The sequence below is a fragment of the Vibrio sp. LQ2 genome, from assembly GCF_023920125.1.
GTDB classification, from domain to species: Bacteria; Pseudomonadota; Gammaproteobacteria; order Enterobacterales; family Vibrionaceae; genus Vibrio; species Vibrio fluvialis.
In genome coordinates, this window is the sequence record NZ_CP085308.1 from 3,633,314 (window position 1) to 3,648,587 (window position 15,274).

Annotated in this window: 10 protein-coding genes; 6 read left to right on the plus strand and 4 right to left on the minus strand. The window is 52.3% G+C overall.

Annotated features, from left to right (window positions below; all coding sequences use genetic code 11):
* Nucleotides 1-116: 116 nt before the first annotated feature.
* From acnB to hrpB, 4 genes are all read right to left on the minus strand, one after another.
* Nucleotides 117-2,714 (minus strand): bifunctional aconitate hydratase 2/2-methylisocitrate dehydratase, encoded by a 2,598-nt coding sequence (gene acnB / locus LGV68_RS16940; protein WP_020332008.1) that lies wholly within the window; start codon nucleotides 2,712-2,714, stop codon nucleotides 117-119.
* Nucleotides 2,715-2,958: 244 nt separating this feature from the next.
* A complete protein-coding gene (locus LGV68_RS16945; RefSeq protein ID WP_289781666.1) occupies nucleotides 2,959-5,220 on the minus strand; it encodes a patatin-like phospholipase family protein in 2,262 nt (753 codons plus the stop codon).
* Between the two features lie 101 nt (nucleotides 5,221-5,321).
* Complete coding sequence (mrcB, locus tag LGV68_RS16950; RefSeq protein ID WP_075988160.1) at nucleotides 5,322-7,670, minus strand: penicillin-binding protein 1B; 2,349 nt, start codon at nucleotides 7,668-7,670, stop codon at nucleotides 5,322-5,324.
* Complete coding sequence (hrpB, locus tag LGV68_RS16955) at nucleotides 7,667-10,129, minus strand: ATP-dependent helicase HrpB (protein WP_252535704.1); 2,463 nt, start codon at nucleotides 10,127-10,129, stop codon at nucleotides 7,667-7,669. Before hrpB ends, mrcB begins: the two co-directional genes overlap by 4 nt.
* Nucleotides 10,130-10,201: 72 nt before the next feature.
* Here hrpB and sfsA point away from each other — a divergent pair, with 72 nt between their 5' ends.
* The 6 genes from sfsA to panB all read left to right on the plus strand — a co-directional run bounded on the left by sfsA (nucleotide 10,202) and on the right by panB (nucleotide 15,266).
* A complete protein-coding gene (sfsA, locus tag LGV68_RS16960) occupies nucleotides 10,202-10,957 on the plus strand; it encodes a DNA/RNA nuclease SfsA (RefSeq protein WP_047459077.1) in 756 nt (251 codons plus the stop codon).
* Between the two features lie 125 nt (nucleotides 10,958-11,082).
* Nucleotides 11,083-11,532, plus strand: coding sequence for an RNA polymerase-binding protein DksA (gene dksA / locus LGV68_RS16965; RefSeq protein ID WP_020332003.1), 450 nt, complete (start codon nucleotides 11,083-11,085; stop codon nucleotides 11,530-11,532).
* A 94-nt stretch (nucleotides 11,533-11,626) separates the two neighbouring features.
* On the plus strand, nucleotides 11,627-12,517 hold the full coding sequence (gene gluQRS / locus LGV68_RS16970; RefSeq protein WP_020430470.1) for a tRNA glutamyl-Q(34) synthetase GluQRS: 891 nt from the start codon (nucleotides 11,627-11,629) through the stop codon (nucleotides 12,515-12,517).
* Between the two features lie 90 nt (nucleotides 12,518-12,607).
* Nucleotides 12,608-13,969, plus strand: coding sequence for a polynucleotide adenylyltransferase PcnB (gene pcnB / locus LGV68_RS16975; RefSeq protein ID WP_100268295.1), 1,362 nt, complete (start codon nucleotides 12,608-12,610; stop codon nucleotides 13,967-13,969).
* Nucleotides 13,966-14,475, plus strand: coding sequence for a 2-amino-4-hydroxy-6-hydroxymethyldihydropteridine diphosphokinase (gene folK / locus LGV68_RS16980; RefSeq protein ID WP_020332000.1), 510 nt, complete (start codon nucleotides 13,966-13,968; stop codon nucleotides 14,473-14,475). The genes pcnB and folK overlap by 4 nt, the downstream gene beginning before the upstream one ends.
* The gene (panB, locus tag LGV68_RS16985; RefSeq protein WP_020331997.1) at nucleotides 14,472-15,266 is read left to right on the plus strand and encodes a 3-methyl-2-oxobutanoate hydroxymethyltransferase; all 795 of its coding nucleotides are present in this window, start codon (nucleotides 14,472-14,474) and stop codon (nucleotides 15,264-15,266) included. The genes folK and panB overlap by 4 nt, the downstream gene beginning before the upstream one ends.
* Nucleotides 15,267-15,274 lie beyond the last annotated feature (8 nt).

The window sequence follows — 15,274 nt, forward strand, 5'->3', positions numbered from 1 at the left end:
GGTTGATTAAGTTGGCGCGAGTATAGCGCCAGCGAAACCGAATGACGAGCCTGAATAAGACGCAAAAAGAAAGGCCGCTGCAAGCAGCGACCTTGAATCTTTGGGCTAATCAGCGATTATGCCGGTTCTTGGAAAATCACCGTATCCGCTTTCTTGGTGTAGTCACTCATGCGGTGGAAGTTCAGGTAACGGTAAGTATCGGCTGCGGTTGCGTCGATCTGTTTCGCGTATTCCAGATACTCTTGCAGAGTTGGAATGCGACCCAGAATAGCGCCTACCGCCGACAGCTCTGCTGAAGCCAGGTACACGTTCGCACCTGTACCCAGACGGTTCGGGAAGTTACGCGTCGAAGTTGACATCACGGTTGCTTTGTCCGCTACGCGAGCCTGGTTACCCATACACAGTGAACATCCCGGAGTTTCGATACGCACCCCAGCACGGCCAAAGATGCCGTAGTAACCTTCTTCAGTCAGTTGATCGCGGTCCATCTTGGTTGGCGGTGCCACCCACAGACGCGTTTCCAGTTGACCGTTGAATTTATCCAGCAGTTTACCTGCCGCACGGAAGTGGCCGATGTTGGTCATACAAGAACCGATGAACACTTCATCAATCGCTGTGCCTTGTACTTCAGACAGCGGACGCGCGTCATCCGGATCGTTTGGCGCACAAAGAATCGGTTCTTTGATGTCCGCCAGATCGATTTCAATCACGTGCGCGTATTCTGCGTCTTTATCTGCTTCCATCAGTTCTGGAGCAGCCAACCACTCTTCCATCGCTTTAATACGACGTTCGATGGTACGACGGTCACCGTAACCTTCTGCGATCATCCACTTCAGCATGGTGATGTTCGAGTTCAGGTATTCCGCGATAGACTCTTGCGACAGTTTGACGGTACAACCTGCTGCTGAACGCTCAGCAGAGGCGTCAGACAGTTCGAATGCCTGTTCAACCGTCAGGTGTTCAACACCTTCGATTTCCAGCACGCGGCCAGAGAATTCGTTAATCTTACCGGCTTTCTCAACCGTCAGCAGACCTTGTTTGATGCCGTAGTAAGGAATCGCATGAACCAGGTCGCGCAGCGTGATACCCGGCTGCATTTCACCTTTGAAACGCACCAGAATTGACTCAGGCATATCGAGAGGCATGACGCCAGTTGCTGCTGCGAAGGCTACCAGACCAGAACCTGCCGGGAATGAAATCCCCAGTGGGAAACGCGTATGCGAGTCACCACCGGTACCGACAGTATCCGGCAGCAGCATACGGTTTAGCCATGAGTGAATAACACCGTCGCCCGGGCGCAGTGACACACCGCCGCGGTTCATGATGAAATCCGGTAGCGTGTGGTGCGTTTGCACGTCAACGGGTTTTGGATACGCAGAGGTGTGGCAGAAAGACTGCATCACCAAATCTGCAGAGAAGCCAAGACACGCCAAATCTTTCAGTTCGTCACGAGTCATTGGACCGGTAGTGTCCTGAGAACCCACCGTGGTCATCTTCGGCTCACAGTAAGTGCCTGGGCGAATACCTTCTACGCCACACGCTTTACCGACCATTTTCTGTGCCAGAGTAAAGCCTTTGCCGCTGTCTGCCACAGGAACAGGGCGACGGAACACGGTCGATGCTTCCAGACCCAGTGCTTGACGCGCTTTGTCAGTCAGACCACGACCAACGATCAGAGGAATACGGCCACCCGCGCGGACTTCGTCGATCAGTACGTCGGTTTTCAGCTTGAATGTCGCCAGTACTTCGCCCGTTTCGTGGTTGCACACTTTGCCTTCGTATGGGTAAACGTCAATCACATCACCCATATTCAGTTTTGAAACGTCCACTTCGATTGGCAGTGCGCCCGCATCTTCCATGGTGTTGAAGAAGATCGGTGCAATCTTACCGCCCAGTACATAACCGCCAGCGCGTTTGTTCGGTACGTTTGGAATGTCATCGCCCATGAACCACAGTACGGAGTTGGTCGCCGACTTACGCGAAGAACCCGTACCGACAACGTCACCAACGTAAACCAGTTGATGACCTTTTTCTTTCAGTGCTTCAATTTGGTTGATTGGACCAATTTTTCCTGGTGCGTCCGGCACGATGCCATCACGTTCATTTTTCAGCATTGCCAGAGCATGCACAGGAATATCAGGGCGCGACCATGCATCCGGAGCTGGTGACAAATCGTCCGTGTTGGTTTCACCAGTTACTTTGAATACGGTCAGAGTGATTTTTTCAGCCAGAGCAGGTTTTGACAGGAACCATTCAGCTTCAGCCCAAGATTCCAGAACTTGTTTCGCCAGTGCGTTACCCGCTTTTGCTTTTTCTTCGACATCGTAAAACGCATCGAACATCAGCAGTGTGTGAGACAGAGCGGTCGCAGCGATTGGTGCCAAATCTGCGTCATCCAGCAGAGAAACCAGTGGTTCGATGTTGTAACCACCTTGCATGGTACCCAGCAGAGTGGCCGCTTTTTCACGGCTAACCAGTGGAGATGTCACTTCACCTTTGGTGATTGCAGTCAGAAAACCAGCTTTGACGTAGGCAGCTTCATCAACGCCCGGAGGAATACGGTTCTCAAGCAGATCGAGAATGAATTCTTCTTCTCCTTGAGGGGGATTTTTGAGTAGCTCAACAAGTCCAGCGACTTGCTCAGCGTCTAGGGGTTTAGGTACAACTCCTTCAGCAGCACGCTCTTCGACGTGTTTACGGTAGGCTTCAAGCACGACTTTTTCCTCTCATTGCGGTTCACCCAATTATTATAAAAATGTGAGTGAACATCCTTGGAAACTTGGCTCTCCGTTGCCCATGTTTTCATTCAAATTTGACTGAGAAACAGCGCCCTAGAGGCCAAACTGTGGGCGACAGGATAGCAAAATTAACGATAAATTAAAATCTCATCATTTTGACCAACATAGCAACTTAAGACGAAAGTTATAGGAATTAACTTTTCAAATCTCGAATCTTGCGCTAGTTGAACGTGGTACCGATGATCAGATAAATCGAATCAAAATTCTGCTCTGTGCGTCCGTAACCGAACATTATGGGACCAATTGGGGAGTCCACGCCGGCAAATATCGATCCCGCGGCATACAGTGGTGCGGTATCAATAGATAGGTCTGGATCGGACCATACTCCACCATACTCGATGGATGCCCCAAGATAGACGGGCGATGTGAACAGGCCGAAATCATTGTCGAACCAACGATAGCGATAAATCATATTGGCATACGCTTTGTTTTGGCCAATCAGACTGTTGCGGGAAATCCCCGACAGATTGAGAAATCCGCCAATCGTTTTAGGATCGATAGGTTGAATTGAATTTTTACTCTTCACCACACCGTAATCAATATTGCCGACTAAAGTATGACGATTAAAACTGTGTGCGGCGATGAATTTCGCTGACAACTCATACACCGTATCCGATGAATTTTCCGCCACGCCGCTTTCGGTCAGGTCAACATCATCATGCGACACCAGATATTCGAGATCGAGGTACACCCCCTCTCTTGGCATGCTGAAATCATCCAGCGAATCGATACGATAGTTGAAGAAGATGCCCTGACGGGTAAAGTTCATGTCCGCGTAATCCGGTAACGTGGAGTAGTTGGCAGAGCCATCCGAATAGCGCCCGCCAATTTTAAACTCTCGCCACAACGTTTCCTGATAACCAAGCGCAAGCTCAGCCCGCCAGGTTTTGTACGTGACCGGCAAGTAATTGCGGCTGGCCGCCAGCGAAGTGTCATCAAATCCGCTAACGGGCACGTTGCGGTTATCATCAGTAAAACGCAATGAAGCGGTATAGAAGGTTTTCTGTCCCGACATTACCGGCGAATAGAGCTCCACTTCGGCCAATTTATCGGTACCAATATTGAAGTTGGTTGCCAGCTCCGCACCGTGGGAGTTGATGTCGGTAAAATTGAATGATGCGCCAATGGAGTACTGGCTATCGGTATTAAAATCATCTTCAAGGAAGAAGCGGAAGTTAAGATAATTCGGTCCCCATGATTTCTCATCCACATCAACGACCAGATTGTTCTCACCATCTTTCTCTTCATACTGATAACGAACGAGTCTGAAACGATCGAGGGCATATAAATCCTGAATGCTCGATTCGATCTCTTCCGTGCTCAGTTTTTCGCCCGCATCGAGATTGAGTCGGTTTTGCAACAGCACATCGCTGTAATGGGAGTTATTCTGGATGATGACGTTGTCGATGGTGATGTCATCGCCATGCTTGAGCTGGCGGCGCAGATCTTCTTTGCGATCGACATACTGCTGATACTCAGCGCTGCTTAGCGCGAGCTTTTCCAGCTTCACTTGATTGTCCATCGCTGCCTCGTACCCTTTGGCAAAGGCATCTGGCATTTTATCGAATTCGGTGGTTTCCATCAGGCCGACCTGAGGACGCAGCAGTACATCATCGTCGGTCAGTGTCTCAGCCTGAAGTTCTGTACTGCGACGGACCAGATAATTGGACAGTTGATCCGCGACCGTCAGAAAGTTCGTAAACGCTTCCTGACTTTTGTAGTCGGTACTGATATCAACCGCGATGACGATATCGGCTCCCATCTGACGAGCCACGTCAACAGGCATATTGTTGGTCACGCCGCCATCCACCAGCCAGCGACCATCAATTTCATACGGAGGTAAAGCACCCGGCACCGACATACTCGCCATCATGGCATCGACCAAATAACCCTTATCAATCACCACAGGTTCCAGTTTGATGATGTCGGTAGCGACTGCGCGATACGGCACGACCAGATCATCAAAGGAGTTGAACGGCATCAGGTTACCGGAAGTTTCGCGCAGAATGCGCAGCATGTTCTGACCTTGCACCACACCGCGCGGCGCGTGCACCCCGTCAAGACGCACGCCTAAATCGGTGGTCAGTTGGTAGCGGTCTTCATACTCTTTATCACGCACTCGGCGCTGGCTGCGGTTCACGCGGTCGCGATAACCGGTATTCCAGTCGACGCTGTAGATAAAACTTTCGATCTCTTCCGCACTCATCCCGGTGGAATAGAGACCTGCGACGTACGCGCCCATGCTGGTACCGATGACAATATCCACCGGCACATGCATGTCTTCTAAGGCCTTAAGGACGCCCATGTGAGCGGCGCCTTTCGCACCACCGCCAGCCAGTACCAACGCAATTTTCGGGCGTGAATGTCCGAGTTCAGCCGTTTGTGATGACGCCTGCGCCAGACTCAACGCAGGCCAAATCAAAGCCGGTAAACACACTATACTGAGCAGCCAACGGGTCACGGTCGTCCTCAAATCCTTGTTATCCATTTAGTTGAAAATCAAGCCACTATAAACGGGCTTAATCACCACTGAAAGAGTTTTTTCAACCACTCGGTGGGACGATTCTCACACTGTTTTTTCCAACTGCCGGAGGCATCCCAGACGGGCAGTTTGAAATCGTTGTTACAGTCTAGTTCAAGTCCGCCGGAGCGGGACTGAGAAAAACCGACCGTGCTGATCCCTTGCGGCCACGGCAACACCAGTTTCTCCGGAATGCGATAACGCAGGTAATCGGCGTACACGCGCAGCGCACCACTCGAGCCGGTCAGTTTAGTTGGCTGGTTGTCATCTCGTCCCAGCCAGATAGTGGTGACTTCCCGGCCATCGACACCAACAAACCAGCTGTCGCGGCTGTCACTGCTGGTGCCGGTTTTCCCCGCCAGCGCTGCCCAGCCAAACTGGCTGTTCAGGTAACGTCCCGTGCCTTCCAGCACACCACGCTTCATCGCATACGTCGTCAACCAGGCCGCTTGCTGATCAACCGCCTGGGATACTTTAGGAATCGATTCGTACAGCACATTACCATCCAGATCGAGTACCGAACGCAGCGCGGAAAGCGGCGCTTTTTTGCCCGAGTTGGTGACCGTCTGGAACATCTGCGCGACCTGATACGGAGTCAGCGAAAACGAACCAAGGAACATCGACGGCACCGGACGAATTTCGTCGCGGCTCACACCCAGTTTTTCCAGCGTTTTGGTGACGTTTTCAATCCCCAACTGCATGCCCAGTTGCACCGTCGGTACGTTGAGCGATTTGGCCAGCGCCAGGTAGAGCGGCACTTCACCGCGGAACTGACGGTCAAAGTTGCGCGGCGTCCACACATTGCCTTCACTGCCTTGCAGTGTGATTGGCTTGTCCATCAAGGTCGTCGCCAGATTGTATTTCTCCGGCTGCGCCAGCGCCGTCAGATACACAGCGGGTTTCACCAGTGAACCAATCGGACGGCTGGCATTAAGCGCGCGGTTAAATCCGTCATAGCCCGTGCGTTTACCGCCCACCATAGCGCGAATCTCACCACTGTGGCGATCAACGGCTATGGCCGCTGCTTCAAGATCTTTACCCGCGGTACGTGCCAGAATCGGCACCTGATTTTCCACCGCTTCTTCCAGCTTGGCCTGCGACACCGGATCGAGTGACGTAAATACGCGCAGCCCGGTATCGGACTTAAACGCATCGCCGAGTTTTTGTTTCAGTTCAATCGACAACTGCTGGAAATAAGCAGGCTGACGGCTGGCAATGCGGGCCTGTTTCTGCACATCCAGCGGACGGGTCACCGCCTGCTCATACTGCTTGGCTGTCAGAATATCCTGATCCATCATCAGCTTGAGCACTAAGTCGCGACGCTCTTTAGCACGCTCCGGATAGCGCATCGGATTGTAATAAGACGGCCCTTTCACCATGCCCACCAGCAGCGCCAACTGGTCGATGCGCAGCTCCTGCAACGGCTGACCAAAATAGAGGCGCGACGCCAGGCCAAAACCGTGCACCGCTTCTTTGCCATTCTGGCCCAGATACACTTCGTTCAGGTACGCTTCCAGAATGCGATCTTTGCTGTAACGGTAATCAATGATCAGCGCCATGTAGGCTTCACGTAATTTACGCCACAAGGTCCGATCGCTGGAAAGGAAAATGTTTTTCGCCAACTGCTGAGTCAGCGTACTGCCACCCTGCACGGTACGGCCTGCTTTGAGGTTCGCGACCATTGCACGGGCAATCGCCATCGGCGACACGCCATCATGCTGGTAGAAGTTACGATCTTCAGTGGTCAACAGCGCATCAATCATCACTTCCGGGAACTGCTCGCGGCGCAGGAACAGGCGCTGCTCCTGAGTATCTTTCTCCAGCATACCCAGCATTTTCGGCTCAATACGCAGATAACCGAGATCGCCACGTTTCTCCAGCGACTGAATGCGATTCAGTCCATTGTCATCAAAAATCAGCATGACATGGCGATCCGGCTCCGGACCATCGGCAAATTCAAACGGGCGACGGATCAGTTCAATGCGGGTCGACGACGCCGAATACTCACCCGCATAGCGCGGCTGGCTCACTTTACGGTAGTTGAGCACGTCCAGCTCATTGCGCATCTGTTTAATGCTGATGTCGCTGCCGGGCTCTAGGGTCAGAATACGCGCGTACACCACCGTCGGCAGTTCAAACAGCTGTCCTTCAAAACGCTGCTTGATCATGCTGTCGAGATAAATGCCGGTAAAAATCAGCACGGCAGCCAGCGCCAAACCGACTTTCCAGCCCAGACTCCACAGACGTTTCAGCCACGAACGGGAACCACTCGGTTTGGAGGAGGAAGATTTACGTGGCGCCGATTTCTTTGCCGGCGTGGTTTTCTTTGGGGATTCGCTTTTCTTGGTCATGAATTCAGTTGTCGCTTGGTTTTGGTCGTCGCACTGTGATTGGCGGGATCATCCGGCCACACATGTTTCGGGTAACGTCCTTTCATCTCTTTCTGTACTTCTTTATACGCACCGCTCCAGAAGCCCGCCAAGTCGCGGGTGACCTGCAGCGGACGCTGGGCCGGTGAAAGCAGCTCCATGACTATTGCCTTGGTGCCTTTAGCAATCAACGGTGTGCTCTTTTCACCGAACACTTCCTGCATCCGCACCGACAGCACAGGCTCCATGCCAAACTGGTAACGGATCTTCTTGCAAGTACCAGTTGGCAACGCGTGATGGGTTGGCAGCCACTCATCCAGTTGCTGGCTCAAAGGCCAGCCTAAACGCGTATTAAGGGCGTCCATCAACGGCACTTTATTTAATTCTTTCACGGAGCTGATGCCAGCTAAATAAGGTTCCAACCACTCAGACAGATGGCTTCGCAGCGCGTCGTCATCCATGTCAGGCCAGTTTTCCTCCGGCAGCCACTCGGCTGCACAACGCACGCGCGTCAGCCAGTCCAGACTGGCTTCGGTCCAATTTAATACCGAAAGCCCTTTGCGCTCGACATAATTGAGCAAAGCTTGCGTCATTTTTTGTTTATTTGGCGCAGGCAGGGCTTGACGCCGAATCACCAGTTGTCCGCAACGAAGCTGCATTTCCGCCACCAGACGGCCCGCTTTGTCATCCCAGTCGACACGTTCCAGCTCGTTAAATAACTGAGGACACTGCTGTTCCAGTTGACCGACATCCAGCTCAAGAGCGGAAAAAACCTGGCTCGATTGCTGATGACCCCGCATCAGGTCGAGCGCAATCAGATAATCACTGCCTGCCAGCGGCTGATCATCAGTAACAAACGCACCATGGCCATTGGCCAGTAAAAACTGACCATGCTGCCCGCGTTGCTGAGCAATACGATCGGGAAATGCCAGACACGCAACGACCGAAAGCAGAGTCGTGTCGACACGGCGCAGGTCGAAACTGTCATCCAGTTTATGTGCCAGCGCCGTGGCACGTTGATTCATCGTGCGCGCTTTATTGTGTTTGCCCTGCTGCCAGCGATGCAAACTGTGCTGCACATCCAGCACCTGGCGTTCAGGATCTTCCAGAAGAGCCGCCAGCGCCAGCGCACTCTGCATGTGCGCGGGGCTTTGCGCCTGCGCTGCCAGCAGCATCGCTGCGATGCGTGGTTCCACCCCCAGTTCGTGTGCCGCTTTGCCTTGCGCGGTCAGTTGCTGACGCTCATCCATCAGCCCCAGCATACACAACAAACTACGTGCCTGAGCCATCGCGGCGGCGGGAGGCAGATCCAGCCACGGTAAATCCGTTGCTTCTTGCGCGCCCCACTGCGCCAGCTCCAGCGCCAGCGGTGCCAAATCACTCTGCATTATTTCAGCGACCGGTACCATCGGTTGCTGCTTGAGCTGCGCTTCGCTGTACAGACGCACACACAGGCCCGGCTCAAGACGGCCGGCACGGCCAGCGCGCTGCTCTGCCGACGATTGGGCAATCCGCACCTGTTCCAAGCGCGTAATACCCGTTTTTAAATCAAACCGCGCGCGGCGCTCTAACCCGCTGTCGAGCACGATGCGAATGCCTTCAATGGTTAACGAAGTTTCAGCAATGTTAGTCGCCAGCACGACTTTGCGTCGCCCGTTTGGCGTTGGCGCAATGGCTTTCTGCTGCTCAGCAAAACTCAGTTGCCCAAACAGAGGACACACATCGATATCGTCCGCTACATCGCCTAAAGCCTGAGTCAGCTGAGTAATGCTGGCCGCGCCCGGTAAAAAAGCCAGCAGTGAACCATTCTCCTGCGCGAGTAGCTGACGAATCTGCTTTTCCATGCTCGCCACCAGCGGCTCACCCGGCTTCAGCGCCTGATAACGTGTGGCCACCGGATAGCTGCGGCCGTGAGATTCCACGTAAGTCGCCATCGGCAGTAAAACCTGCAACGCCTCATGGTCTAAGGTCGCCGACATGACGATGATTTTGAGGTCATCCCGCAGCGCCGACTGCACTTCCAGGCTGAACGCCAGCGCGGTATCAGCATGAATACTGCGCTCATGGAACTCATCAAAAATCAGCGCATCGATACCGTCGAGCTCCGGATCGCTTTGAATCATGCGGGTCATGATCCCTTCGGTCACAATCTCCAGCCGAGTACTCGCGCTGACGCGCGTTTCGCCGCGCACGCGATAACCGACCGTTTCACCAACGCTTTCACCAAGTTGCTGCGCCAGATAACGGGCAATATTACGCGCCGCCAGACGACGCGGTTCCAGCATGACGATTTTCCCCGTCACCAGATTGGCGTTGAGCAGAGCCAGCGGAAAGTGAGTCGACTTACCGGCACCGGGAGCGGCTTTGAGGATCACCTGAGGGAAACGCTGAACACCGGCAAGCAGCTCGGGAATCACAGCTTCGATGGGCAATTGTGACAAGACAATATCCTTGTGTTTAAATGGCGCCGGTATTGTACATAAAAACAGTAATCAAAGCGAAACGAGTCATTTATGCAGTTTTCCCCTCCACTTCAATCCGCGACGCTGATTCAGCGCTACAAACGTTTTTTGGCCGATGTCACTCTGCCAAGCGGCGAGACCATCACCATGCACTGTGCCAACACCGGCGCGATGACGGGCTGCGCCGAACCGGGCAGCACTGTGTGGTATTCCACCTCAGACAACCCGAAGCGCAAATACGCCCACAGCTGGGAACTGACCGAGACGGCACGCGGCCATCGTATCTGCATTAATACCGCGCGGGCGAACCAGTTGGCCGTAGAAGCCATCCAAGATGGCACCATTACCGAGCTGCAAGGTTATGACCAGCTGCTCACTGAAGTGAAATACGGCAATGAAAATAGCCGCATTGATATCTTGCTCAACTCAGAATCCGGTCCAAACTGTTATATAGAAGTGAAAAGCGTCACTCTTTTGGATGAACGGAACTTAGCCACGGGCGAGGAAAATCAGATAGTTGGTCAGGGCTACTTTCCCGATGCGGTCACAACTCGGGGACAGAAGCATTTACGTGAGCTGGCAGAAATGGCAAAAAATGGAAGCAGAGCAGTACTTTTATTTGCTGTTTTGCATTCAGGGATTGAAAAAGTCGCCCCTGCTCACCATATAGACGCGAACTATTCACAATTGTTAAAGATGGCTCAAGAAGCCGGAGTGGAAGTACTGTGCTACAAAGCAGAACTTTCTGACTGCAGCATTCGATTAGTGTCCTCAATAGAATTTGCTCATCAACCTGCAAAAAATTGATGAAGCCTTCACATTGACGATAACTTTATAATTGAGTGTTTGCCTCTCCAACTTCTTTTTGCTATAGATACCCGCCTTAAATTGACTGCTCTCGCAGTTGACTAGGTGTTAGTAGGAGATGCTGTATGCCAGAAGAATCCAAAAAGAAAACGCTAGGCATCCTAGCCATTGCAGGTGTTGAGCCGTATCAGGAAAAACCAGGTGAAGAGTACATGTCACCTGATCAGATCGCTCATTTTACAAAGATTTTAGAAGCCTGGCGTAACCAGCTCAGAGAAGAAGTTGACCGTACCGTGCACCACATGCAGGACGAAGCAGCCAACTTCCCTGATCCTGTTGACCGCGCTTCTCAGGAAGAAGAGTTCAGCCTGGAACTGCGTAACCGCGACCGCGAGCGCCGTTTGATCAAGAAGATTGAAAAGACACTAGACAAAATCAAGGAAGATGATTTTGGATTCTGTGAATCTTGTGGCGTTGAAATCGGCATCCGTCGTCTGGAAGCTCGTCCTACAGCCGACCTGTGTATCGACTGTAAAACACTTGCAGAAATCAAAGAAAAACAGATGATGGGCTAAATACCCTTCAGATGAGAAAAAGGGAGCAAAAAGCTCCCTTTTTGTTTTGTCTGCAGGTTACACTTGAGAGTCACTGGTCACAAATCGCAATACTATGAGTTACATTGGTCGTTTCGCCCCATCCCCTTCCGGTCCCCTTCACTTCGGTTCATTGATTGCCGCACTCGGCAGCTACTTTCAGGCTAAGTCTCAACAGGGGCAATGGTTGGTTCGTGTCGAAGATTTGGACCCGCCACGGGAAATGCCCGGCGCCGCTGACTGGATTTTACAGGCACTCGATGCCTATGGCCTGCACTGGGACGGTGAGGTTGTCTATCAAAGCCAGCGTCACGGCTTATATCAAGGGCAGATTGACGCCTGGTTGAGTTCGGGGCAAGCCTACTATTGTCAATGTACCCGTAAACAAATCAAAGCCGCTGGCGGTTTTTATCCCGGCACATGCCGTGATAAACAGTTGCCTTTTAGCCCAGACTGCGCCATTCGTCTGCGCATGGATAACCCGGTGTATTCCTTCATTGATTTGAAACACGGGGAAATCACTATACCTGCAGCACTGGCGGAAGAAGACTTCATCATCAAACGCCGCGATGGCCTGTTTGCCTACAATCTGGCGGTGGTACTTGATGACATCGACCAAGGCGTGACCGAAGTGGTGCGAGGTGCGGATTTAATTGAGCCAACCGGAAGACAAATCAGTTTGTATCACACTTTAAAACAAAACCCGGTCAGCTACTTACATTTGCCTTTGGCGATGGATGGCAACGGGAATAAACTCTCAAAACAAAATCACGCCACCGCCATTAATCCGGACGATCCGAAGCCAACGTTAATTCACGCCATGACGTTTTTAGGCTTTGATATTCCAGAAGATTTTATGGATGCGCGCATTGAGGAAATCATTGCGTGGGGATGCCAGAACTGGCAGATTGCACAGCTGCCAGTAGAGACCGAGATCACACCACGATTCTCAAATGGCGTTGTGTAAGCTATTATTAGCCGCAAATTCGGCCCATTTAAGCCACGATACGTGCAGAAACACGCTTGAATAGGCAACACCAATCAATGTCAGATGCACATGAATAACAACGATTTAGAACCAAGCAAACATCGCGTATATACAGATCTAGATTTGAATATCATCACGCGCCAAGAGCACAACGTGTCTCGTCAGCATATCAGCGAGAATGCGCTAAAAGTGTTGTACCGCCTTAATGGGGCGGGCTTCGAGGCGTATCTGGTCGGCGGCGGTGTACGTGATTTACTGCTGGGTGGAAAACCCAAAGATTTCGATGTGGCCACCAATGCCACACCTGAGCAGATTCGCCAGCTGTTTCGTAACTGCCGCCTGATCGGGCGCCGGTTCCGTCTGGCTCACATCATGTTCGGCCGCGATATTATTGAAGTGGCGACCTTCCGTGGTCACCACCAAGAAAACAACAAACAGATTGCGTCACAATCTGAAGCCGGCATGCTACTGCGTGATAACGTCTACGGCACCATTGATGAAGATGCCGAACGTCGTGATTTCACCATCAACGCCATGTATTACAACATCGCCGACTACAGCATTCACGATTATGCCGGCGGCATGGAAGACATGGATGATAAGCTGATCCGTCTGATTGGCGATCCGGAGACACGCTACCGCGAAGATCCGGTGCGCATGCTGCGTGCGATTCGTTTTGCTGTGAAACTCGACTTCGACATCGAAGAAGAGACCGCTGCGCCTATCGAACACTTAGCACCGCTGCTACGTGACATTCCGGCTGCGCGTCTGTACGAAGAATCGCTCAAGATGCTGCAATCCGGCTACGGCCTGGAAACGTACCACCTGATGCGTGAGTACAACCTGTTCCAACAGTTGTTCCCGACCATTGCCCGTCACTTCACCGACGATTATTCATCAAAAACGGAGCAGATGCTGGATCTGGCGCTGGACTCAACCGATCAGCGTATGGAAGAAGGAAAACGCATCAATCCGGCATTTATGTTCGCCGCGATGCTGTGGTATCCGATGATGGAACTGGCCGATGAGCTGACGCAACACCAGCACTTCAACGAATACGATGCCGTGATGGAAGCCAGCAACCGCATTCTCGACGAAGTGGTGAAAAGCATTGCTATTCCGCGCCGTCATACGGCGACCATTCGCGAAATCTGGCAATTGCAACTGCGTCTGCCGCGTCGCACCGGAAAACGAGCATTCCGCCTGATGGAGCTGAACAAGTTCCGCGCCGGCTTCGATTTTCTGGAGATGCGTGGCGAAGTGGAAGACGGTGAAACCAAGCTGCTGGCAGACTGGTGGGAAACTTTCCAGAATGCAGGACGCAATATGCGTCAAGCGATGGTGTTAGATCTAGATGGTGGCGCCAAAACCACCACGCCGCGTCGTCGCAAGCCATCGTCGCGTAAGAAAAAGAGCAAAACCTCGTCATGATCACAGCATTTATCGCCGTAGGCAGTAACCTCAGCGACCCGGTGACTCAGGCGAAACACGCCATCGAAGCACTGAAATCTGTACCGAAGTCGCGTTTTATCGCGGCTTCGTCGCTGTATAGCAGCACACCCATGGGGCCACAGGATCAACCGGATTACATCAATGCGGTCGTGGCCATTGAAACCGATTTAACGCCACTGGAACTGCTCGATTGCACACAAGCGATTGAACAGGAACATGGGCGTGTCCGTAAAGCCGAACGTTGGGGCCCAAGAACTCTCGACTTAGATATCGTGCTGTACGGCAATGAGGTGATGGATTCCGAGCGACTGATCATTCCCCACTACGGAATGAAAGTACGTGAATTCGTACTCTACCCGCTTGCGGAAATCGCACCAAATTTACAACTCCCTGATGGGACTGAGTTGCAGACACTGCTGAAAAGCGTTCCGCTTAATGGGCTCAGTATTTGGCAGACGCCAACTCCTAGTAAGGACAACGAATGAAAAAAATCACCATTAACGACCTGATGAAATGGAAACAGGAAGGTCGTAAATTTCCGACTGTGACTGCTTACGATGCCAGCTTTGCCCAGCTTTTTGAAAGTCAGGAGATGCCGGTGCTGTTAGTGGGCGACTCACTGGGTATGGTTCTGCAAGGCCAGACCGATACACTGCCAGTGACGGTCGACGAGATTGCTTATCACACTCGCTGTGTGCGTGCTGGCAGCCCGAATTCGCTGCTGATGGCAGATATGCCGTTCATGAGCTACGCCACGCCTGAACAAGCGTGTGAGAACGCGGCTAAAATCATGCGCGCAGGTGCGAACATGGTTAAGATTGAAGGCGGTGACTGGCTGGTAGATACCGTAAAAATGCTGACTGAACGTGCGATCCCTGTGTGTGCACACCTGGGGCTAACGCCTCAGTCCGTTAATATTTTTGGTGGTTACAAAGTTCAGGGCCGCGAGCAGGACAAAGCAGATCGTATGGTAAAAGACGCGCTGGCACTGCAAGAAGCTGGCGCTCAGATCGTTCTGCTGGAATGCGTACCTGCATCACTGGCCAACCGGATTACTCAGTTGCTGGATGTACCGGTGATCGGCATCGGCGCAGGTAATGGCACCGATGGCCAGATTCTGGTCATGCACGACATGTTTGGAATTTCGGCGAACTACATGCCAAAATTCTCGAAAAACTTTCTTGCGGAAACAGGTGATATGCGTACAGCCGTAGCTAAATACATGGAAGATGTGGCAAACGGTACGTTCCCTGATGACGCACACACTATTGCCTAAAGGAGTAT